The 23,319-nt window shown below is 57.3% G+C and carries 17 protein-coding genes; 8 read left to right on the forward strand and 9 right to left on the reverse strand.

From position 1 onward, the window contains the following. Positions 1–280: 280 nt before the first annotated feature. Positions 281–4,366, forward strand: coding sequence for a KAP family P-loop NTPase fold protein (locus tag HOP53_RS20115; RefSeq protein WP_234271649.1), 4,086 nt, complete (start codon positions 281–283; stop codon positions 4,364–4,366). Between the two features lie 315 nt (positions 4,367–4,681). Here the strand turns inward: HOP53_RS20115 and HOP53_RS20120 are convergent, their stop codons facing one another. Then, positions 4,682–5,575, reverse strand: a complete 894-nt coding sequence (locus tag HOP53_RS20120; RefSeq protein ID WP_234271650.1) for a LysR family transcriptional regulator — start codon at positions 5,573–5,575, stop codon at positions 4,682–4,684. 94 nt (positions 5,576–5,669) lie between these two features. On the opposite strand from HOP53_RS20120, the gene HOP53_RS20125 reads away from it, so the two are divergent. Then, positions 5,670–6,836, forward strand: a complete 1,167-nt coding sequence (locus HOP53_RS20125) for an MFS transporter (RefSeq protein WP_234271651.1) — start codon at positions 5,670–5,672, stop codon at positions 6,834–6,836. Between the two features lie 636 nt (positions 6,837–7,472). Here HOP53_RS20125 and HOP53_RS20130 read toward each other — a convergent pair. From HOP53_RS20130 to HOP53_RS20160, 7 genes are all read right to left on the reverse strand, one after another. Then, complete coding sequence (locus HOP53_RS20130) at positions 7,473–9,092, reverse strand: phospholipase effector Tle1 domain-containing protein (protein ID WP_338073312.1); 1,620 nt, start codon at positions 9,090–9,092, stop codon at positions 7,473–7,475. 257 nt (positions 9,093–9,349) lie between these two features. Beyond that, the gene (locus HOP53_RS20135) at positions 9,350–9,862 is read right to left on the reverse strand and encodes a DUF3304 domain-containing protein (protein ID WP_234271652.1); all 513 of its coding nucleotides are present in this window, start codon (positions 9,860–9,862) and stop codon (positions 9,350–9,352) included. Then, the gene (locus tag HOP53_RS20140; protein WP_234271653.1) at positions 9,863–10,372 is read right to left on the reverse strand and encodes a DUF3304 domain-containing protein; all 510 of its coding nucleotides are present in this window, start codon (positions 10,370–10,372) and stop codon (positions 9,863–9,865) included. Then, the gene (locus tag HOP53_RS20145) at positions 10,373–10,597 is read right to left on the reverse strand and encodes a hypothetical protein (protein ID WP_234271654.1); all 225 of its coding nucleotides are present in this window, start codon (positions 10,595–10,597) and stop codon (positions 10,373–10,375) included. A gap of 1 nt (position 10,598) precedes the next feature. Further along, positions 10,599–10,883 carry a hypothetical protein gene (locus HOP53_RS20150; protein ID WP_234271655.1) on the reverse strand — a complete coding sequence of 95 codons (285 nt, stop codon included), beginning with the start codon at positions 10,881–10,883 and terminating at the stop codon, positions 10,599–10,601. After that, a complete protein-coding gene (locus HOP53_RS20155) occupies positions 10,884–11,651 on the reverse strand; it encodes a DUF4123 domain-containing protein (protein ID WP_234271656.1) in 768 nt (255 codons plus the stop codon). Between the two features lie 3 nt (positions 11,652–11,654). After that, positions 11,655–13,745 (reverse strand): type VI secretion system Vgr family protein, encoded by a 2,091-nt coding sequence (locus tag HOP53_RS20160; RefSeq protein WP_234271657.1) that lies wholly within the window; start codon positions 13,743–13,745, stop codon positions 11,655–11,657. 407 nt (positions 13,746–14,152) lie between these two features. Here HOP53_RS20160 and HOP53_RS21690 point away from each other — a divergent pair, with 407 nt between their 5' ends. The 5 genes from HOP53_RS21690 (at position 14,153) to HOP53_RS20185 (ending at position 20,403) form a co-directional block, all read left to right on the forward strand. Next, positions 14,153–14,725 carry a glutathione S-transferase family protein gene (locus HOP53_RS21690; RefSeq protein ID WP_234271658.1) on the forward strand — a complete coding sequence of 191 codons (573 nt, stop codon included), beginning with the start codon at positions 14,153–14,155 and terminating at the stop codon, positions 14,723–14,725. Positions 14,726–15,698: 973 nt separating this feature from the next. Further along, the gene (locus tag HOP53_RS20170; RefSeq protein ID WP_234271659.1) at positions 15,699–16,172 is read left to right on the forward strand and encodes a hypothetical protein; all 474 of its coding nucleotides are present in this window, start codon (positions 15,699–15,701) and stop codon (positions 16,170–16,172) included. A gap of 316 nt (positions 16,173–16,488) precedes the next feature. Continuing rightward, positions 16,489–17,598, forward strand: coding sequence for a hypothetical protein (locus HOP53_RS20175; protein ID WP_234271660.1), 1,110 nt, complete (start codon positions 16,489–16,491; stop codon positions 17,596–17,598). A gap of 168 nt (positions 17,599–17,766) precedes the next feature. Continuing rightward, the gene (locus HOP53_RS21695; protein ID WP_234271661.1) at positions 17,767–18,660 is read left to right on the forward strand and encodes a DUF2971 domain-containing protein; all 894 of its coding nucleotides are present in this window, start codon (positions 17,767–17,769) and stop codon (positions 18,658–18,660) included. A gap of 291 nt (positions 18,661–18,951) precedes the next feature. Continuing rightward, positions 18,952–20,403, forward strand: coding sequence for an aldehyde dehydrogenase (locus tag HOP53_RS20185; RefSeq protein ID WP_234271662.1), 1,452 nt, complete (start codon positions 18,952–18,954; stop codon positions 20,401–20,403). Between the two features lie 81 nt (positions 20,404–20,484). Here HOP53_RS20185 and HOP53_RS20190 read toward each other — a convergent pair whose 3' ends face one another. Continuing rightward, complete coding sequence (locus tag HOP53_RS20190) at positions 20,485–20,943, reverse strand: MarR family winged helix-turn-helix transcriptional regulator (RefSeq protein ID WP_103969794.1); 459 nt, start codon at positions 20,941–20,943, stop codon at positions 20,485–20,487. Between the two features lie 325 nt (positions 20,944–21,268). Here HOP53_RS20190 and HOP53_RS20195 point away from each other — a divergent pair, with 325 nt between their 5' ends. Then, positions 21,269–23,107, forward strand: a complete 1,839-nt coding sequence (locus HOP53_RS20195; RefSeq protein ID WP_234271663.1) for a feruloyl-CoA synthase — start codon at positions 21,269–21,271, stop codon at positions 23,105–23,107. The last annotated feature ends 212 nt before the right edge of the window (positions 23,108–23,319 follow it).

The raw sequence follows: 23,319 nt of genomic DNA on the forward strand, positions 1-23,319 counted from the left end.
CGCAAGCAAGTAAGCTTTGATGAAGATTGTTTATGCTATTGTTGGGTCTCTTATCTCCGATCATATTATGGCTGCACTTGAAAGTGTGCTTTACATGCCTTTACACAAATAGTGATGCGGTAAGATAATTTTTACTTAATATATGGATTAATGATGCATTTTTGGAAATTAAATATGAAAATAAATAAGGTGTCGTGGTCCGCCCCCAATAATATAAGAAAGTGTTCGAACCTAAAAAGAAAAAATATCTCTATTTTCATGGGAGCAAAAGGGGTACTCCATGCATAAATCCGAGCTTCATAAAGAACAAATGCCTGCCTATCTCGACAGAGAAGTTTCCTCGGCAGATGGTGATAAATTTGGCCATGTTCATCTCGCAAAGGCATTGAAAGGGCTTCTCGAAGATAATAAACACCGACCGCCATACTCGATCGGCCTTCTCGGCAAATGGGGCACTGGAAAATCAACCGTTAAAAGGCTTTACCTAAGCGACCTACAAGATGATGAAACGAGGAGCGTCGATGGCGTACCGCGCCGTGATCGTATATACCCAATCACCTTCAACGCTTGGAAGTATGGCGGTGAAAGCGATATCCGAAAATCGCTCTTCCGCCATATATTTCTGGAGATTGGTGGCACTCACGAAGAGGCTGATAAACAGCTACTAAAAACCATCGTGTCAACAGAATCTCGGAGAAAGCCACTAAATGAGCTCTGGGCCGAATTTATCGACCATTACGCAGTGGGACTTCTGGTTGTTGCTGGGTTCGGTTTTTTATTTTTTGTACTCGTTACATTGATGGGGTGGGTTTTTGGTTTCGATGATCCCATTTCTAAATCAGTAAGTATATTCAGTTCCGCTGGTTTGGTTGGATTGCTTGCGTACAAGTTTTTTACCAATTTGCCGATTTTATCGGCACGCATACCAATTCAAGTCACATCGAATCCAAGTCAGACAATTGAGGAGTTCGAGAATATCTTTCAAGCGCAGCTTCAGAAGTTCAAGAGTGGCCGTGTTCGTGATACTCACGGCAAAAAGGTCCGACGGATCGTTGTCTTTATTGACGATCTTGATCGGCTGACTGCCGATGAAATGGTGAGTGGACTCGATGGCATCCGAAGCCTTATAGAGATCGCATCACATCAAGTGCCTCATGATATTGGTATCGTCTTTGTCATCTCGTGCGATGAGGAAAGGGTTGCTGATGCATTGAGTAAACGGCGGCCATCCGCGGAGCTTCCAGCCGCGGTTTCCACAATTCAGGACGCACGCCGTTATCTCGATCGAATCTTCCAGTTTCGGCTTGAAATCCCGCCCTTTCCAAAGCGAGATATGCGTAGTTTCGCCTTTGGCCTCATAAAATCGGAGTTCTCAGCTCTTCAAACAGACCTAAAAAACCGAAAGGTAGATATTCAGGAACTCGTCGACAGAATGATTCATCCTGGAGTACAAAGTCCTCGAAACGCTATTCAAATCGTCAATCTGTTCGCCCAAAGTTGGTGGCTTGGCGCTATACGAGAGCACGGAGGCATCGGGTCGAACAGCCCAGGTGGCCTAGGTGAAAAAGTCATTACGGATCACCCTCTAACTGTCGGGATCATCTGTGCGATAAGAAGCGACTTTCCTGACCTATATCAGGCTCTACAGCGCAACCCACGTATCTTCGATTATTTTATCGATAGGTTCATTCGCCCAGAACCTATAGAGGAGTTACCGGCTGAGGTGCGTGAAGAATTGGCTGCTTTTTCTGTCGATGCTACTGTAGAGGGTCGCTGGGTGGTAAAGACTCAACACCGTGGACTGCGGCAATTTATGTCTCACATACAGGATGTGCGCCGTCCGTATAGTTTGCAGCCCTTCTTGGCATTGTCGCAGGATCCTGTTTCTCGGAAGCATGGCGACAAGGCGGTTCCGATTGAGGAAGCCCTGAGAACAACGGACATTACTGCATTGTTAGACGCTACCGGACTTACCGGCAGCACGAATCCCTTGTCAGCAGAAATCGGTGCTTTGGTGGCCGACCTGATTGACGATCTACGCGCCGAAACGTTTACAATTCAGGACAACGCCGCCTTCACAGTCGCTGAGATAAGTCAGCGAATCCCAGAGAATGAAAGGCGCCGTATCCTCGGATTCGTCGTTCGACGTTCAGGACACAGTGATTCTCTACGTTGGCGCGTCGGACCCACCAAGCTCTTTGAAATCAGGGCATATGGTGACAATGAGGAACTCCGCGCCCTTGGTCGCTCTCTCGTCGAAGACATTGCTGCGGAAACTAGTAAGGCCCTCTTGCCTACCCTGCAACGCCCCAGCTTGCGAGAATTGCGAGAGCTAACGGACGCCGCCGCTATGCTTGTTTTGGAACTGATGAAACAAGTTGACCTGCCGCCTCAGGCCCAACAAAAATTTGGTCAATGGCTGCTTCACCGGACCTTAAAGGTTCAAGGTCAATCCGATCAACTTCCTCTGTCCTGGCTCGAAGAGCAACTATCCTATCGCGGGGATGTCCTTTTGCCACTAATTGAGGACAGGTACCCCTTTCTCGTTCAAGAAGAGTTCAAAAAAGAAGAGCCAGAAAACCTGGACTTGCCCGTCATTAGAGATCGCGTGGACACTGTGTTTACACGGCTTTTCGAGCAGGGGGCCGAAAGCCGCGCGGCACTATGGGATTACCTTGCCAACTTTGCTGCCCTCCGGGAACCTTCCTTGGCAGAGGTGGCTTTTACCGCGTTTGCACAGTGGTACGTTGACGCTGATGAGGCCTCGACACAGAAGGTTTTTGAAGCCCTTGCTGCTCGCTTCGATCAGCACGAAAGCGACGCCGGCACTTGGCCACTGACGGATGAGAAAGCCCTTCGAAGCACAATTGTCGAAGTTGCGGAGGCTTGTGAATCGTTCAGTGCCACCGGCGTCGAGCACATGGCCCGACTGGCTCAGAAATGGTCAGAGTCAGCAGAGCGTTCTGACAGCGCAGCTCGACTTTATTCAGTGATTGCAGAGGTGGATTCCGAACAGGCGGGCAATCTGAGTCAAGCCTGGGCTAAGCAGCTATTCAGTGATCTACAGGAGCCTTGCCAACTTGCGCTCCTAGCCGCGGTAACCGAAGACGATGCACCCGATAGTTTGCGCACTCAGGTGGCTTCCTCGATTTCCTCGCTCCGAGGCAGCAATGAGCTAACCGAGCACCAAATAAAAGCAATGTCGCGCCTCCTTTTCACGCTAAATGCCCAAACTTTGTTGGAAAGCCCATTCATTGAGCAGATCAATCAATACATTGACGAACTCGTAAGTCAAATTTCCCAAAAGTCTGGAGATTTTATCGTATCCAAAATAGAGGCAGTCAGCGAAAACCTTTCTAAACTCTCCAATGAGAAAGTGACGAAACTGCTCAATGCGTTGGCACAACTCCAGGCGCACCCCAGTATCTTGGCGGGCGTGTATAACAAGCTCTCGGGATCATGGCCAATCCCAGCTGCAGAAGGGGGAGTGGATTTCCAGGCTCAGAAACTCTTCAACGCTGGCATCGATACTCTCGATAGGCTCGGCCAAACAAACGAGGCGGCAGCCTTGCTCTATAGCTTAGACGATCTGCACCGTCGTGCTCGTTTGGCGCAACCAGAAAATCCAGACCGACTTGTTGCCAGTGCCTATCAGTTATGGGCATATGACCCTGCCGCTTCTGAGGAAATTGCACAGAAGTACCCGGACGCGACACGGACGTCAGATCAGTTGGCAAATCTTGTCCAGCAGTTCATTCAGATGGCGAATTCTGAAGAGAATCATGATTCAATCAGTTTGGTCACTGTCTTGGAGCATGAGGTTTCCTGCGCCGACGAATCTGAAATTAAGTCGGCAACAACTACGCTCCTCGGACAACCGGCTGAAGCTTCGGACGGGGTTCCCGATTCAATTATGGCGATGTGGGTCTCCGCAATTATAAAAAACTGGCCGACTGTCTTGGTTGACACAATTATCGATACCGACATAACGGACGAGCAGGCATCCCGCTTGTATAATAATATGTTGGTGAACGTGGAGAATCTTTCTGGCGATGCATTTTTGCAAATACTCCGCGAAACGCTTTCAGTTCAAGAGGGGCGAGACATTATGGCCGACAATCTCGTTAGGTCTATCGAGACCGCTGGATCTGATTTATTTGAATCTGACGATGAAAAAAGGACTCTGTGTGAGGCCGTGCTGTCTGTTTTTGGTGATGTTACAAAGCGTGATAGAAAGTCGGAGCTTGCACGGATTTGTGCAAAATTTGGCCTAAAAAATGTGGTTGTTGACAGGGGGTATATTGAAACGCTTTCCGAGAATGATATTGAAATTATTGAGAAGCACACGGGAGCTTTTCCTGGCTAAAATAGACCTTGCCGTAAAGAGGCAAGAGTTGCATATATTACTAAGCGACTGGTCCTTTTTCGGTTGCACAACGGAAACTCATGCCATCTGGCTGCGATGCGACAGGTGGCTAAGATATGTAGCAAAAAGATATACTGTAGTTAATATTTGAGTGGTTCCAGAAAAGCAGATCAATGATCATGCACCTGTATGCTAACCAGCTCATTCAGCAGAACGTAAAAAGCTGCGTCCGCTGAATGGCGTGTTTATATAAGCGTCCACTAAAAGAGCGCTCCTGGCCGAAAGCCATCACTCACCCTCGGAGCTATCGCCTGTTTACATGCGGTGATTCTCTAGCAGGAAGTCCACGAACAATCGCACCCGCGCCGGCATCGCCGAGCCACCCACGAACACCGCATGAATGGGTTCCCTATCACCGGGATTAAAGGCTTCCAGCAGCGGTACCAGGTCGCCGCGCTGCAAATCCTCGGCCACGCTGAATTCGCCGATGCGCGCGATGCCGGCGCCCACCCGTGCGAATTGCGCCAGCGCCTCACCGCTGCTGCATTCGATATTGCCGCATACCTTGAGGGAGAATGCCTGGTCATCGCGGATGAACGGCCAGTTGGGTTCAGCACGTCGGAAGTTGAAGCGCAGGCAGTTGTGTTGCAGCAGGTCTTCCGGTTGCTGCGGCGTACCGTGGCGCTGGAGATAGTCTGGGGAGGCCACCACCACCTGGCCGGTATCGCCTATGCGGCGAGCGGTCAGTGGGCTGTCGGGCAGATGGCCAAAGCGCACGGCTACGTCGGCCTGGCCGCCGAGAATATCGACTACTTCGTCGCCCAGAGTGAGGTCGACAGTGATGTTCGGGTAACGCGCACTGAATGCGGTCACCAACGGCACGATGGCCAGCCGCCCGTGGCCGAGCGCAGCACTCACACGCAAGCGACCCCGTGGCACGCCCTGGTCGGCGATCGCTTCTTCGACCTCGGCCATATCGGCAAGGATGCGCCGGGCACCACGTAGATACGCCTCGCCCTCGGCGGTAAAGGTGATCGCGCGGGTGGTGCGCAGCAGCAAGCGGGTACCGAGGCGTTGTTCGGTACGGGAGATGATCCGGCTGACCGCCGAGGGTGTCAGCCCTAGTGCTCTCGCCGCAGCGGACAGGCTGCCTTCCTCCGCCACGCTGGCGAACACGACCATTTCACCTGACCTGCCGTTGAAGTCCATTTGTGCTCCGTAAGCAAAGGTGTTTGCCAGAAAAGCCATCTACCGCCGCCAAGATTTGGATCTTAGCATTCGCGGCATAGATGAGGAGCCTTCCATGCGTATCAATCCACCCCTTGTTGCACTCGCCATCGGTGCCTTCGGCATCGGCGTTACCGAGTTCGCCCCCATGGGCATGTTGCCGGGCATCGCGCTCGATCTCGGCGTCTCCATTCCTGCTGCCGGCCTGCTGGTCAGCGCCTATGCGCTGGGCGTGTTGCTCGGCGCGCCACTGATGACCCTGACCACCGGCAGGATACCCCGGCGCTACCTGCTGATCGGGCTGATGGCCATCTTCACCCTGGGCAACCTGATGTCGGCCCTGGCCACCGATTACTACAGTCTGCTGATTGCCCGGGTGGTGACCTCGCTGAACCACGGTGCCTTCTTCGGCGTCGGCTCCATCGTTGCCGCCAGCGTGGTCGCGCCGGACAAACGTGCCGGCGCGGTGGCGGCCATGTTCATGGGACTGACCCTGGCGACCATCGGCGGCGTGCCGCTGGCGGCCTGGTTCGGTGAAGTGTTTGGCTGGCGCACCGCGTTTTGGGGCATTACCGGCTTGGGCGTACTGGCCATGGCCGCCTTGTGGTTCGCCCTGCCCAACGTGGCGCTGCGGAAAAGCGACGGCGTACTGGCTGAAATCCGAGTGCTGCTCCGGGGACCGGTGCTGTCGGCTCTGGCCCTGACCGTGATCGGTTCCAGCGCGATGTTCACCGTATTCACCTATATCGCGCCGATCCTCAGCAGCGAAACCCAGGCGTCCACCACCTTTATCACCGCCATGCTGGTGCTGTACGGCATCGGCCTGACGCTGGGCAATATATGGGGTGGCAAGGCGGCAGATCGCTCCGTCGACCGCACCCTGATCGTCTCGCTGAGTGCGCTGATCTTGGTCTTGCTGGCGTTCACGGTACTGATGCGCTGGCCGCTACCGGCTGCTGCATCCATTCTGATTTGGGGTATCGCCAGCTTCGCCATTGTGCCGCCGCTGCAGATGCGGGTGATGGAAGCCGCCAAGGACGCGCCCAACTTGGCCTCGGCTGTAAACATCGGCGCCTTCAACCTGGGCAATGCGATTGGCGCGGCGCTGGGTGGTGCGGTGATCAACGTCGGCCTGGGCTACCCGGCGATTTCCCTGGCCGGTGCGGCGATGGCGGGGTTGGGGCTGCTGATGGTGCTGGGGTTTGCCTGGCGTTCCAGGGCGGTGGCGGCTGCAGTGGTGTAAAGGCCGGCCTGTGTCAACTGGGGAAGCCACGGTTGAAATGAATCGTGGCCTGTCCCCGATTCTTTGCTGGCCTACGGCGCATCTTTGCCTTCGCAGGCCTGAGCAGTCGCAGCGGGGATTGGCCTAGCTCGCTTATGGCCTGGCGTCAGTCGTGCCGATTGAGCGATGCAGGACGGTAAAGTCGCACTCACCTAGCCAGGTACCAAAACGCCAGTTGTATCGCCCAAGATTTCGCAGAGGCAATCAAGTGGCAGCTACTGGCCGATTGCCGCCTTAATCAGTCAATACACGTATAGCATGTGCCGGGCCGGGTGATGATCCCCAATTTTGCTACGCTGGCAGAACGACAGCGGGCGAGACGACTGATGGCCTTCCATAACCCCGACCCAAAAATGCGTGACATCGAGCGGCGCAATGCCCGGCTGCGCGCCGCTTTTTTTGCCAAACTGTTTGGCGGTGCCAGGCGCGGATTGCGCAAGGCCTTGTCGTGCCTTCGGCTCCGTCGGCGTCAACATTGAGACTGAAGGGACAGACTCATGGATCGGACCCTCGCCGCTGGGATCAGGGCGTGTCTCTCGTCGACCTCGCCGGCATGCCAGTTCAGCTCCCAGGCGGGGCCTGGGGGCTAGCTTTTGCTCAACGCATGGTCCAGCGCTCCATTCTCTCCCTAGGATGCTGAGCGGGGCGCTCCGGTGGCTCCTCGCCAGGCATGTCCACGCCGCGCCAGGCGAAGAAGCGGTAATGCCGGCTACCCACGCTGGCATTCGCGCCCCCGGCCTGGAATTGCAGTTCCTGGTCGTCGGCATGGCGGTCATGAATTCCATAGCGGAACAGGTATGCGACATCACTATTTCGCGTGAAGGTCTCCTCGAGCTCGTTTCGCGCCGACTCGCTGCCAACCCGGGCCATCCACAGCTCGGCGAGATTGCCTTCCGTTGCCAAGTGTCGCCGAGCATAGCCGCCAATCTCATTGTTCCCTGTCCGATGCTGGGCACTGATGTTCCGAGCCTCCCGGTCGACCTCCTTCAACCAGCCCCACTGGACCTCCAGCTCCGCCAGTGCCTGCTCGATCTCCTCGGCAGTGGCAACGATATCCTCCCACTCGGCCGGCCGGGTCAATGAGGCCGCAGGCACGCCCAGCACACCGCTTGGCGTACGGCTCGGCAACGCGCCGAGACGAGCCTCCAGCGCGGCCCTGGTGTCGCGGTAGATCAGGTAGCGCTTGTCCAGCCAGGATAGGTACAGCTCGGCGTGGAAGAGGAAGCTCTCGGCGCTTGGTTCCCGGTACTTGCGGGTTGCTGCAGCGTAGGCCGCCGCCAGTGAAGGCAGCGTACGGCCATCGATCTCGTCATCGACCATGAAATAAGCTGCCACATCAGGGTTGCGTTGGTAGAGCTGTTCCAGGCTGGGCACCGGAACACCGGCCCGGTGCGCCATACGGTACATTCGGTGCAACGCATAGCGCGACAGCTCGGCGCTGACCTTCTGCTCGCCGGGCTTGAGGCCACCACCGACATCTTCACTGATGCCCGGCAGCAGCTCCTCGCGCCAGTTGGCGCGCTGCCCGCCAAGCGGGCGGCAGCGGCGGGTGATCCGCCGCTCCTGGGCGGCGATCAGGTGCACGGCACGGCGGCAGGCGGGATGTAGCGGGCCACCGTCGTCGATCTCCGTGACGGTCGGCGTCAGGGCTTCCAGCGGCCCCATATCCGGGTGGGTGCGATGCACGCAGTCGAACAGTCCGGCAAAGGCGACTACCACTTCAGCGTCCTGGTAGCGGTAGGTGTTGCCCTGGCGTTCGCATCTCTTGTCGAGCAGCTCGCGGATAAAGGCCTTGGCCAAGGCCGCGCCGAAATCGAAGCCGAACACTGATACACGAATAGTACGCAGCGGCATTTCGGCTGAATTCGCTAGTGCAATTTCCTCCTCGAACTCGCTCATCGCCTTGGTCAGCCGCGAGGCCGCACCGCTGGTCAGCAGGTGCGCCATCAAGGGGCTGTCACGCACCGGCGCCCAGGATTCGACACCGAGGCGTGCGAGAGTATCACGCGGTGCCATCACCCAGCCCTTGAACGAACTGAACTGCTGGGCCAGGGTACGCCGGGAGGTCTCCCACCAGGCACGCCCACTCTCTTCCAGCAGTCCGCGCCCTACGGTCTGACGGGCGCTACCGCTCAGGTGCCCCTCTATGGTTCTACGTGCCTCACCGGGCACCATTCGCCCCACCGCAGCCAGGCTCTCGGACGCTTCACTCTCCATCGGTGTACCCAAGCCAGGAAGATAGAGCTTGCGGAAACGTCGACCTGGCTGATCGCTAGTCTGATCGGGGAATGTTTCGTAGAGACGTGCCACGTTGCTAAACCGTCCATCGGGCTCATCTCGCTCAGCGTGTCGCCCAATGCCATCGAAGAAAACGCCCACCTCCAAGATGCTATGACACGTCATGGTGTCCATAGCGATTAGATCCTCGGCAATAGCGCTTAGCGCCTCGCAGTTGGCCAGGATTTCCTCTTCGGTCATGGGCCACTTCCCTCCTCGAGTTGGTCCAAGCGCTTCGGCAAATGGTCATAGGGCGATACCAGGTTGGGGCTCCAGCCCAGCTTGACCTCGTGATTGGGCAGAAAGTGAACATGTAAGTAGCGGTCTTCCCGCGTGCGCTCCGGCATGGGTAGTGTCACGTGGTGCCTTTCGGGCTCATCGCCACGTTCGAACTCCTCGACGGTCCGCCCGTACACCCACTCCACTTCGGCAATATCGCCACTAATCCGTTGACAGCACACGGTCCCACCTCCTCCATAAGGACCAAGATTTCCCCCCCAGCGATCATTGACCCAGAAACGATGAACAGGGCGGTCGATATGACTATGCCCACGTATCGAGGTATCCGTAGGCATAGGATGCAGGTCGGGCAGGAAGAACAGCCACACAAAATAACCGGCAAACAGCGCGCCCAGCCCCCAGCGTGCCCCCTTGGGCAGGCCGTACCAGATTTGGTTGAACAGCCAGTTCCAGATCCATCTCACCAGCATTTATTGCTCCTGATAGCGGGCCACGTCCAAGCTCTTCGGCAAATGGTCATAGGGCGATACCAGATTAGAGCTCCAGCCCAGCTTGACCTCGTGATTGGGCAGAAAGTGAACATGTAGGTAGCGGTCTTCCCGCGTGCGTTTCGGCATGGGTAGTGTCACGTGGTGCCTTTCGGGCTCATCGCCACGTTCGAACTCTTTGACGGTTCGCCCATACACCCACACCAACTCGGCGGTCTCGCCGCTAATACGCTGACAGCAGACGACCCCCCCACCACCATAGGGTTCGACATTTCCTCCCCAACGACCATTGACCCAAAAGTCGTGAATAGGACGATCAATATGGCTGCGTCCTTCGATAGAGGTATCCGTGGGTATGGGGTGCAGGCTGGGCATAAAGAACAGCCACACGAAATAACCGACAAACAGCGCGCCCAGCCCCCAGCGCGCCCCCTTGGGCAGGCCGTACCAGATTTGGTTGATCAGCCAGTTCCAGATCCATCTCACCAGCATTTATTGCTCCTGATAGCGGGCCACGTCTAAGCTCTTCGGCAAATGGTCATAGGGCGACACCAGATTAGAGCTCCAGCCCAGCTTGACCTCGTGATTGGGCAGAAAGTGCACGTGCAGGTAGCGGTCTTCCCGCATGCGCTCCGGCATGGGAAGCGTCACATGGCGTCTTTCGGGCTCATCGCCACGTTCGAACTCCTCGACGGTCCGCCCATACACCCACACCATCTCAGCGGTATCGCCGCTGATAGACTGGCAGCATACCGTTCCCCCACCACCATAAGGATCTAGATTCCCCCCCCCAGCGACCATTGACCCAAAACCGATGGATAGGGCGGTCGATATGGCTGCGCCCTTCAATAGAGGTATCCGTGGGCATGGGGTGCAAATCGGGCAAGAAAAACAGCCACACGAAATAGCCGGCAAACAGCGCGCCCAGCCCCCAGCGCGCTCCCTTGGGCAGGCCGTACCAGATTTGGTTGAACAACCAGTTCCAGATCCATCTCACCAGCATTTATCGCTCCTGGTTTTCAGCCAGCAAGCGGCGATAAACATAAGCCAGGCGCTCGCCGGGTTGAACCAGACCCGCCTCGGTCGCGGCCAAGAGCGCAGCTTCCACTCGCTGCGAGCGAGCACAGGCGCACATGCCGGCAAAGAGTTCGGGGTACTGCTGGGTGAGCACGCGAGTCGCGGTGCGTACCTCCGGATCGCCTTGCAGCGCCTGGTAAAGCGAGGCAGACAAGGTCAGCTGCCAAGGGGATTCCTGCGGCGCTTGCTCGGGCATGACGCCTAGCGGCTGCCAGCCTCGGTTATCGTCCCGCTGCCACCACTGCTCGATGCCACCGAAGAGCGAGTGGTGCCAATCGGCTTGGGTCTCGGCATGCAATTGCCGGATGACCTGGGGCAAATAGAATCTCAACAGTGCCGGTGGCTCACCAGCCGGATAGGCCACCATGGCGGGTGCCAGTTGGCTGGCCAGACGCTGAGTCGCCATGCGACTCTCGATCCAGGCATGCAGAGCGCAACCAAGCACATGCTGTGCTGACAGTTCGGCCATCGACTCGAGCGTCACCTCGAACAGGCATGGCCCTTCAGCGGCCAGATGCGGCTGCCGGTCATCCTGCAGCAAAGGCCAGGCCGTGATGCCTGATGTCTCGAACAGTGCGGTGCGCGCAGCCGGATCGAGAAGCCCCAATTCGATCAGAGCGATGCGCTTGGGTGCCTCTTCCGCTGGCCAAGGGGTCCGTTGCCAGTCGACGGGTATCGTTGTGACCTCAGCCATACGCTATTTCCCCGCCTGAACCATTGTTTGCCCCGAGGCCAACGCTTCCCGCCAGCACTCTTCGCAGATCTCCGGCAACTTGAGGTGCGTCGTAAGCCGTGCCTCGTGCGTGAAGCCCTCAATACGCTGATGCGCTTCAGCCATTGCCCGCCCCGGCAGCAGCGGCGTCTCGACGGCCTGGCCGCTTCCCGAGCCGGGGCTGCCTCCGGCGTTGATCTTGACCTTGGGGCCGACCAGGGTGACGCCGCCACCGTCGAGCTTGAGGAAGCTGCCGCCGGCGTTGAGCGTCATTTCGCTACCGGCTTCGAGCACCACCTTGTGGCCGGCCTTGATGTGCAGCTCGCGGCCGCATTCGCTGAGCCAGGCTTGGCCGGCCTTGAGGTGCAGGGTGCCCTGTACCGTGAGGTGCTGGTTGGCGACGGTTTGCTCATGGCGCTCGCCGCGCACGGTGTGGTGATCGTCGGCATGGATCTCGCCGATGCGGTCGTGGTGCACGGTGAGGAAGCTGTCGTTGCCGATCTCTTCGGTGCAGTCGTTATTCGTCAGCAGCTCCAGATCCTTCTGGGCGTGCAGCCAAATCTGCTCTTGGCCCGCTTCGTCCTCGAAGCGCAGCTCCTGGAAGCCCTCGCCTTTGTGACTCTGGGTGCGGAGGACGGTACGGGTCTTGTGGGCCGGGAGTTCGTAGGGCGGTGTGTTGACGGCGTTATAGACCCGCCCGGTGATCAGCGGCTGATCCGGATCGCCCTCCAGAAACGAGACGACCGTTTCATGCCCAATCCGGGGAATCGCCATGCTACCGTAGCCGCCGCCGGCCCAGCCCTGGCTCACGCGTACCCAGGCACTTGCCGTCTCGTTGGGTTCGGCGTAGCGATCCCAGGGGAACTGGACCTTGACCCGGCCGTGCTCGTCGCAGTAGATCTCCTCGCCCTCGGGGCCGACCACCACGGCGATCTGTGGGCCGTCGACGCGGGGCTTGGGGTTGGGCGTGGGCCGCCAGGCCTGGTCGGCGGGCATCAGCACCAGTTCGTTATGGTACTTGGTCATGCCGCCTTGATCGGTTTGATTGCCCCCCTGAACGAAGCCATCCTCTTCCAGCGCCTGGGGCTGCTTGCCGTGGTGAACGACCTGGATGACCTGCCAGTCGCGGTTAAGCTCATCGATGTCGTGGTCGGTGAGCGCAAAGCGCACGCCCGGGGCGAGTTCGGGTAGGTCGCTCTCGGCGTCGGCGGTGCTGGCCTTCTGGCGCAGCGCTTCGAGGCGAATACGGGTGAATGCATCGCCGGCGGCGTCGGCCTTGTAGCGCCCGGGATAGTCGTAGTGCTCGTAGTCGTCCCTTTGGGCGTGGTTTTCCAGGTCACCCGCGGCGTGTTCGTGAAGCTGCGCATAGGCCGGGTTCTTGAACGAGTAGTCCTTGAGCGTGACCGAGGCCGGGGCGATTCGGGCGAACTGTTCGAGCTTGCGCACGTGGCGCTTGGGTGGCGTACCGCCGGCGCGGCCGTGGTAGGTGCGCTCACCCAGGTGGGGTAGCACTTGGGGCGCGTCGGCGAAGACCAGGCGATGGGCGCCGTTCGGGGCATCCTCGAACTCATGAAAGTAGAACAGGCCCTCTTCGGCGGTCAGGCGCTCGACGAAGGCGAGATCGGTTTCCCGGTACTGCACAAGGAACTCTCGAGTCTGCAGCTCGCGAGTAGCGGCGAAGGCCACATCCGTGAGGCCGCGCTCGTCGCACAGGGTGTTGAGCACGGTGAGCGGCGAGACCTCCTGGAAGATGCGCGAGTTGTGGCGCAGGCCAAGGCGCCACAGCGCGGGGCGGATCTCGACCCGGTAGAGGGTGTGTCGATGGCCGCGGTCGCCGCGCGCGAACTCGCTGACCACGCCATGGACCCGGCGCAGCACCTCGCCGTTCTGCCAGATCGTCAGGCTGGCCTGGCGATCGAGGAGTTCGGTAGCGGAGAGGCTGCCGTTACGGCTGGCGAAGCGCATGCTCAGTTTGAAGGGCTGGGACAGCGCTTCGGTGTGAGTGAACTCAATGACCGCCAGGTCGTCGGCCCCAGGCAAGGTCAGGGTGAATTGCCATCCGTTTGCGTTGGCCAATGTGCCTCCCTGCGGCGAGATATTAGCGCCTAGTTCCTAGAAAGCGGGTTAGGGTAGCAGGCATTGAGTTTGCAGGCTGTAGGTCACCCTCTCTGCTTTTTGTAAGACATTGACGACAGTAATGTCACTGGCGCACCAAGGTTGCCATTGGGGCTACAGGCTTAGTAATCTGCGTTTTCGGCGCTTCACGCGCAGCCTCGGCGGCCCGCATCTACTACGCAAGCCACGGTGGCGTTAACACGCTCGGTCCCGAGCTGCGGATCGATGTTCCGTCGACCATCACTATATATCCCGCGACATCGAGAAGTGCCCGCGCCCCTGGGTCGGGCAACGGTACCGGTAGATCGTGCGATGGAGAACGGCCGAAAAGGGAGGCAGGAAGGCCTCGCTGCTGTGCAGGCTGAAAGGTGTTTGGCGGTGCCCGTGCGGATTGCGCAAGATCATGTTATGCCTTCGGTTCCGTCGCCGTCGGCGCCAACACCGAAGCTGAGAAAGCACCTGAAGGTGATATTCGCCCAGCCGGCGGCACCGCCACCATCGCCGAATCGGCTGCGATACAGCTCTACCTGGCCGAGAAATATCCACAGGCGGGTTTCATCCCCAGCGCTGTGGAAGAACGCGCCCAGATGTACCGCTGGATCTTCTTCCTGATGACCGAGATCGAGCCACCGCTGTGGCGCATTGCTCGCCATACCTTCATCTACCCGGACGAGATGCGCATACCCCAGGACGTCGACCTGGCCAGGCAGGAGTGCAGGGAGATGCTGACGGTGTTCGAACGCCACATGCAGGAGCGCGAGTACCTCGTCGGTGATCGACTCAGCGTCGCCGACTTCAACGCCGCCTACACCCTGGACTGGGCCAACGAAGAGAACTTGCTCGACGCCGCCCCGCGGCTGAGAGAGTACCTGAAGGCGATGTACGCCCGACCCACGGCGCCGCCCACCATCGCCGCAGCGTTCGCGGCAATAGAGAACTAGTCGCCCGGCGAGATCATGGAGCGGTTGTCAGCACCGCGAGCCAGCCATTGCGCTGGCTCTTGGCTTTTTGGCATTGCGTTGACATAGGTCGCTGGTGTGGGGCTGAGGGAGCGTCTAGGCTGGTTGTATGTGTTCGTTTGTAATCTGAAAAGGTGGGTGCGCTTTAGGCTGGCCCCTGGCTTGGCAATGGAGCGGAAGGGTAATGGCAGCTAACGACCCAAAGCTGACATGCTGGAAGTCAGCGGGCACGTTCATTGGGATATGTAGCATGCACGGTGACCGGTATTATGTAGCCGAGCCATACTTAATATTTCAATATTCTAGTGCCTTAGGGGGCTGGATACGCGCGGCGTATCTAGTTGAAAGCGCGGGCTCGTTCAAGTCAATAACCGAGCACACTGTCTAAGACCTGTTAACAGCAAAGGAGGGAGCAGTGTCTGGTGATGATGAGACCGTTCAACAGAAGCAAGACAAAAGTGATCGCAAATCCCTTGTCTGGGTACTGCTTGCGGGGGTATTGGTAGTTGGGGTATACGCCGCAATGTTTATTCCGGCGTTGGTTGGGCGTAGCCCTGAGCCGATGTCAGGGTACAGCTCCATGCTGTGGACAGGCCTTCTAATGGCCGCGGTCTGGCGGTACCGCAGTAAAAGTGGCTGGGCTGGTTTCGGAGTGGGTGTGCTACTCGGAATCATCATTTTCGCTCTCACAGGGTTTGTTAGTGGCTATATAGGAGCGAGCGGTAGTGCCGTTTAACAAGGGCACTCCATCTGACGCTAACCCGCTCCATGGCTTAGCGCCAGCCTAGGGCTGGCGTTAAACATCAGGAAAGTCACAGTGTCCGCTCATGGCCGAATGGTAAACCTCAGTCAATGCTGATGAAGCTGAGGTGGCAGTTAACAACCTAAAGTGTGTGGTGTGCAAAAAGCATTTGATTTATAAGCTAGGCGATACATCGGGGAAATGTGGAAAAGAATGAAAAAAATGATATTTTTATTAAGCGCAGGTGCAGGGCTGTTAGTATTAGGAGTGGTTGCGTCATTGCTTTTTTATGGACAAGGTATGAAGGTAACAATAGATAGAGAAGGGTCTGCGCGTCAATGCCCGCCATCTCGCCCTATCTTTGTTCAGGTTTCCAACTATAGTTTTAAAACGGTTAAAAGAGCGTATTTTCGTCTAGAGTTATTTAAGGGGAATCATTCAATAAATCTTTTGTCCAGTTCTTATCGGATATTTGATAAGGTGGTTTCGCCTTTTAGCAGAGAGCACCTCTGTTACTCTGATGAATACATCGATAGATGGTTTGTTGTCGGGAATATATATTCAGAAGGCAATGAGGATTACAGGGTCTTTTTAGGGCCGACAATACAGGAAGTTAATGCTGCAGTAAAGTTTGGTGGGCTACATTCAGTGTTTTTGGGTGGCGTTGAATATGACCTTGCGTATTAAGTGCTTATTTGCGTGCTTCATGATAGCTATAGGATCTTCTCACCGGAAAATCAAGACTATGTTTGCCAATTTGGAAAAAGCTGATGCTGGTAACGGCCCGGAGCGGACATGAAGGGCAGGGCAGCATGCACGTTCGTCGCCGCGACGCGGCCAGAGGGCTGTAGAACTTGGCGTTAGTATAAGAAGGACCAAGATGAAATCGCGAGCACGTGACTTACTAGAAAAGTCAATTAAGGCGATGCTTGCCGCGATTGAGGTTCGTCAGTGAAAGTGAGATTTAAACTTGGATGAAATTTAATAGCTGGGGTGAGGGGTTATGGATATAGAGAAAATTGAAAAAGGCATTGAAAAAACTGGTTTCAGATTAGAATTCGACATATCTAACATCCTTGTGAAGAATGGTTGGAATGTAATCAATAACAAATATTATGTGGACGATCAGCAAGAAGTTGTTCGGGAAATAGATATTGTTGCATACAAAGCTAATCTTGTACATGATATCTATGTGTATACTGCATTAATTTTAAGTTGCAAGAAAAGTGAGCAAAATGCTTGGGCGCTATTGTCGAAAGAGTCCAATCATAGTGATCCCAATATAGAGTGGGTTCCAGTTCATGCTTGGTCAAATGATCGTGTATTGTCCTATATGCTTGACGAGCCTGACTGGAAAGAATTTTACCTCTCTATTTTAAAACAAAAGAAAGCCAATATTGTAACTGGTAAGCCGGAGCGGCATATATTTGGTTTTCAAGAGATGAATAAGGTGAGTGGATCCCCTCAGAATGATAAAAATATATTCAATTCCGTAAATTCAGTTATGAAGGCTCAGGCGTATGAGATGAATGCCCTGCCCCTGCGCAAAAAAGATTCTTGTGTATTTCAATTTAATTTGCTGTCAGTGGCTCAAACAGATCTTGTTCGTCTGGATTTTGAAAAAAATATAGCTAAAGGCTTCGCCATAGATGATGAAATTTATGTGGCGGGATATATTTTGGATAAGCAGCAGACCTTTGCTAAGGTACATTTCGTTCGGGCAGATCGATTTGAGAAAATTATTCAGCAATATAACAATTTGCATAATGCAAATAAGATGGCCTTTGGCAAAATTCACGAAAAATTTTGTTCGGAGATTACCAGGGATGCCAAAAAGCTAAATTTTTTCAAGGATGATGTGGCAGACGATATATGGTGGTCGTTATATTCGCTTATTGAAGAGCCTTCAAAAGTGAATAAATTGTTGAAAGAAGGACATATGCATTGGAATAAACAAGAAAGCACAATAGAGTTTCAAGTAGATTTACACGAAAGCGAAGTGGCTACTATGAATGAAGGTAAAGAGGCTAGAGAGGAGCTGTCTGAGGCGTTAAGGAAGTATTATAAATATGAAGGAAAGTCTAAGTTTGAGGTTTTTGAAATACCTTTCTAGGTATTTCCATTGGTGTGCGCTGTAAAATTTCCACGTTGCTTTTCAGTGGCCGACTGTCAGGTAAATACCGTCACACTTCAGATAGTCAGACGCTGCTGCTGGAAAATGTTCCACTTCTTCGAGGTGCTAAAATTACCGCGAAGCTTCTTATTATACTAGGGGGAGAGAGTGATCCGGGCCCATGATAAGCATCACTTCTACAAATACATGTCGGTCGAGACGGCTTTAAAGGTGATATCGAACCACTCTCTTCGGTGGAGTACCCCCCTAAAGTTCAATGATCCGTTTGACCATCAGATTGGCTTCACCTTCGGGTTCAGTGGTCCCGAAATCGGACAAGCTTTGTTCCGGGAGATAGAGCAGATTGTCTTTCGGGGGAAAACCGATTTCAAAGAGCCTACTTTACTTACTCAACTCGCTCTCGGTCTACAGGGCATCGCAGGCAGACTTCCCGAAGAAGCGATTATGAAAGAGCTTTGGGAGGCTACACAAGAGATAGCGTACAACTTCCCGCAAAATATTGAGAGGCTGCATGCCGCTATACAAGAACATCTTACGCACTCTCGGGTGCTCTGCGTCAGCGAGACAAACGACAATGTCGTGATGTGGTCGCACTACGCAGAGGAACACCGAGGCCTTGTCCTTAAGCTCCGCTGTATCGATGAGTTGGACAATACCCTCTTGGCGGCACGGAGAGTCGACTACTCAAGGGAATTCCCAATGTTCCCTTCCCTCGATCAGTACGTCCGGCACCTGACGGGTGAGGATCCAATTGATTTGGCTGCTCTGAGTTGGGATGTGGCCTTTACAAAGCACACCGACTGGGCGTACGAAAAAGAATGGCGTGTTCACATGCCGCTACTTCACGAGCCACCGGGCGATGGCTATACGCTCCTTAAAGAGAATCCGAGCGTATTCGGAGCCGTGTATCTCGGATGCCGTATGACTGACGAGGTGAGGGAGCAGATTTTAGAAGCCGTAGAGGAACATATTCCCCATGCACAAGTTTTCCAGGGAAAAAGAAGCACCTCCTCGTTTGACCTTGAGTTTGAAGAGATATAGCAATGAGCTGGCATGGAATGTTCAGAAGCTGCGTAGTGCCTCTCAAACGGCGGCTCAGCTCCAAGTTAAACCAGCTTCTTATGAATGATCGCTTCTGACCGTCTCCTGCCTCCCGATATTAGTCGGCAGCCTAGCCGCGCCCTTCCTTGATACCGCTCGAGATACACGACTAAAGTCCCAACCCGATACGGGAAAAGTCCAAGTAATCCCGCTGATATTGCCTTATGCAGCCGTTGGCTTCGGGGAGAATGAGAAGCGGGCAATGCTGAAAACAACGCAACGGAGTGACCCATGACGACCCTCGGATTGCTGATCGGCGGCCAGGCCAAGGCTGCCTCTGGAGAAGGAACGTTCGAACGTCGCAACCCTTTCACCGGTGAGGTGGCGACCACGGCGGCGGCGGCTTCGGTGGAGGATGCCAAGGCGGCGGCGGATGCCGCGGGCCGCGCCTTCGCGACCTGGTCGCAAACGGGCCCCGGCGAGCGGCGCGGCAAGCTGCTCAAGGCGGCGGAGCTGATGGAAGCGCGCCAGGCGGAGTTCATCGAGCGCATGGTGAACGAGACTGGCGCTACGCCGGGCTGGGCCGGCTTCAACGTGATGGTGGCTGCCGGCATGCTGCGCGAGGCAGCGTCGCTGACCACTCAGATTCAGGGCGATGTGATCCCTTCCAACGTACCCGACAACCTGGCCATGGGCATCCGCGTGCCCTGCGGCGTGGTGGTGGGTATCGCGCCGTGGAACGCGCCGATCATCCTCGGTACCCGCGCCGTGGCCACACCGCTGGCGTGCGGCAATACGGTGATTCTCAAGGCGTCGGAGCAGTGCCCGGCGACCCACCATCTGATCGGCGAGGTGCTGGTGGAGGCCGGCCTCGGTGAGGGCGTGGTCAACGTGGTCACCAATGCGCCCCACGAGGCCCCGCAGATCGTCGAGACGCTGATCGCCCACCCCGAGGTGACGCGCATCAACTTCACCGGTTCTACCGGGGTGGGGCGGATCATCGCCGAGAAGGCGGCGCACCATCTCAAGCCGGTGCTGCTGGAGTTGGGCGGCAAGGCGCCGTTCCTGGTGCTGGACGACGCCGATCTGGATGCCGCGGTGGATGCGGCGATCTTCGGTGCCTTCTTCAACCAGGGGCAGATCTGCATGTCCACCGAGCGGCTGATCGTCGATGCCTCGGTGGCCGATGCCTTCGTCGACAAGCTGGCCACCCGCGCCGCGGCGCTCAAGGTCGGCGATCCGCGCGGCGAGGGCAACGCCCTGGGCACCCTGATCAACGCCGAGTCGGGGCAGAAGCTCAATGCGCTGCTCGACGATGCCGAGAGCCACGGTGCGCGCCTGGCCGCCGGCGGCCGGGCCGATGGGGTGATCATGCCGGCCACGGTGGTGGATGGCGTGACCCCGGCCATGCGCCTTTACAGCGAGGAGTCGTTCGGGCCGGTGGTGGCGGTGATCCGCGTCGATGGCGAGGAGGAGGCGATTCGCATCGCCAACGACAGCGAGTATGGCCTCTCGGCGGCGGTGTTCAGCCGCGACACGGCGCGGGCGATGAAGGTGGCCGGGAAGATCCGCTCGGGTATCTGCCATATCAATGCGCCAACGGTGCACGACGAGCCGCAGATGCCTTTCGGCGGCACCAAGGCCAGCGGTTACGGGCGCTTCGGCGGCAAGGCGGGTATCGAGGAGTTCACCGAGCTGCGTTGGGTGACGGTGCAACTGGGCCCACGGCACTATCCTATTTGAGCAGCCCCCATTTGAGCTGCCGAGCCAGGCAAGTAGCAGGGGGCGATGGTATCGCCCCCTACGCTTGGCAGGCGACGGGCCTTAGTTGCCCTTGCGGTTCTCGATGATGCGGTCGAGCAGGTCGAGCAGCCATTCGCGCTCGCCCTCTTTCATGAACTTGTCGAAGCGGTCTTCGCCCGCCGAGACCTTGCGGTTGAGCCGCTCAGTGAACTCCTTGCCCTTTTCGGTCAGGTAGAGCGCATAGGAGCGGCGGTCGTTCTTCGACTTGCGCCGCTCCACCACCTCCATGCTCTCCAGCTTGTCGATGGCCGCCACCATGGCGGAGCGGTCCACGTTCAGGGCCGTGGAAACCGCCGACTGGGTCAAGCCAGGGTTGTGGTAGATGATGGCGAGGATGCTGAACAGCCCGGGCGTGATGCCCTCCTGCGCACAGGCCTCGAAGAAGACGTCGAAGTAGACGAGCTGCGCCCGGCGTAGCTTGTAACCAAGGCGGGATTGCAGCATGGAGTAGTCGATTCCGTTCTGGTCGTCGTTGCTCATGAATATGTGGGTCCTGACCTAGGGTGAGCCACGCGGGCGGAGCAGTGAATAGCCTATCGGATAGCAGCTGGCGGGGCTGCCTGGGTACCAACTTTAGTCGTATCCAGGCGTGATGGGTATCGCCCGATGTGCCGCATATCTTTTTGATATTCTTTGGTTTTCCTCACCTGCCGCTGGCATTCCCAAGCATAATGTTATGGTGGTTAAATGTTTGACTATCCAACAATTTAAAAAAATACTGGACCCATGTTACCAAGGCTCCCAGGCCGAGGGTAGCGAATGCCCCTTTCGACCCCTGACAACGATCACAACAGCAGGAGCGCCCATGCTTCACCCCTTTCGCGATGTTCACCTGGGCACTGCCACTGCCCGACTGGTCTCGCGCGATGACGGCACCCAACTGCTCAGCATCGAGGAGCCTCTTGGCGACTATCCCGCTACGCTGCTCGAGTGTCTGGAGCGCTGGGCCGACGAGGCGCCGGAGAGAACCTTCGTGGCGCGCCGCGACGCGAGCGGCGAGTGGCAGCGCCTGAGCTATGCCGACACCCTGAGCCGCGTGCGTTGCCTGGCCCAGGCGCTGCTCGATCACGAGCTGAGCGTCGAGCGGCCGCTGGTCATCCTCAGCGGCAACTCCATCGAGCACCTGCTGCTGGCCCAGGCGGCCATGTACGTGGGCGTGCCGTTCGCTCCCATCTCGCCGGCCTATTCGCTGGTCAGCCGCGACTACGCCAAGCTACGCCATATCGTCGAGCTGCTGACTCCCGGCCTGCTGCTGGTCGACAAGGCCAAGGATTTCGCGCCGGCGCTGGCGGCGGTGCAGCCGGCCGACTGCGGTTGCGTGGCGGTGGATACCACCGGCTTTCCCGGCATCGATGCCTTCGAGTCGCTGCTGGATACGCCCCCCACCGAGGCGGTGGAGGCGGCCCGCGCGGCGGTCACTCCCGATACCATCGTCAAGTTTCTGTTCACCTCGGGTTCCACCGGCATGCCCAAGGGGGTGATCAATACGCACCGCATGCTCTGTTCCAACCAGGAGATGCTGGCGTCGCTGATGCCCTTCATGCGCGACGAGCCGCCGGTGCTGGTGGACTGGCTGCCGTGGAACCACACCTTCGGCGGCAACCACAACGTCGGCATCGTGCTCTACAACGGCGGCAGCCTCTATATCGACGACGGCCGCCCGGTGCCGGGGGAGTTCGAGAAAACCATCGCCAACCTGCGCGAGATCGCGCCCACGGTGTACTTCAACGTGCCCAAGGGCTTCGAGATCCTGGTGGATTACCTGAAGCGCGAGGATGCCCTGCGCGAGACCTTCTTCTCGCGGCTCAATCTGATGTTCTTCGCCGCCGCGGGGCTCTCCCAGCACATCTGGGACGAGCTCGACCGGCTGGCCGTCCAGACCCTTGGCTGCAAGGTGGGCATGCTCACGGGGCTGGGCGCCACCGAGACTGCGCCCTCGGCCATGTTCGCTTCGCTGGAGGAGTCCAAGTCGGGGGTGGTGGGCCTGCCGGCCCGCGGTGTGACGATCAAGCTGGTGCCCAACAGCGGCAAGCTGGAGTGCCGGGTCAAGGGGCCCAGCGTGATGCCGGGCTACTGGCGCCAGCCGGAGCTCACCGCCAAGAGCTTCGACGAGGAGGGCTTCTACTGCCTGGGCGATGCGGTCAAGTTCATCGACCCGGACGACCCCCAGCGCGGCATGCGCTTCGACGGTCGCATCTCCGAGGACTTCAAGCTCGATACCGGCACCTGGGTCAGCGTCGGGCCACTGCGGGCGCGCATCATCGAAGCCGGCGCCCCCCACGTGAAGGACGTGGTGATTGCCGGCATCGACAAGCCCTATATCTCGGTCATGGTGTTCCCGGATCTGGAGAAGTGCCGCGAGCTGGCGGGGCTGGACCGCGAGGTCGATGCCGCCACGGTGCTGGCAAGCGAGCCGGTGCGCGAGCGCTTCCGGCAGATGCTGCGCGACCTGGACGCTCACAGCACCGGCAGCTCCACCCGGGTGCGGCGCCTGGTACTGCTCGACGAACCGCCGCGGCTGGATGCCCATGAGATCACCGACAAAGGCTCGATCAACCAGCGTGCGGTGCTCGATAACCGGGCCGCCATCGTCGACGAGCTGTATCGCGAGCCACTGCCGCCGAGCGTCCTGCAGCTCGGTTGAGTCCGATATCGCGTGCATCGATTCCGCTGAGCACTCCTGTAGAGCAACACAGGCTGCATGTCTGACGCCCCGTCCTGGAAGCCGGGGCGTTCCTCGTTCTGGTAAGCGAGTACCTCGTTTCAGCAGCTACGGCATTCGACTTTAGCAAGGGAGGCTGTGTGAGCGATTGCCGATGCACACCCTGGAAATCTCTGCAACTCTTTGTATGAATT

Source organism: Billgrantia ethanolica (assembly GCF_021404305.1).
GTDB classification, from domain to species: domain Bacteria; phylum Pseudomonadota; class Gammaproteobacteria; order Pseudomonadales; family Halomonadaceae; genus Halomonas; species Halomonas ethanolica.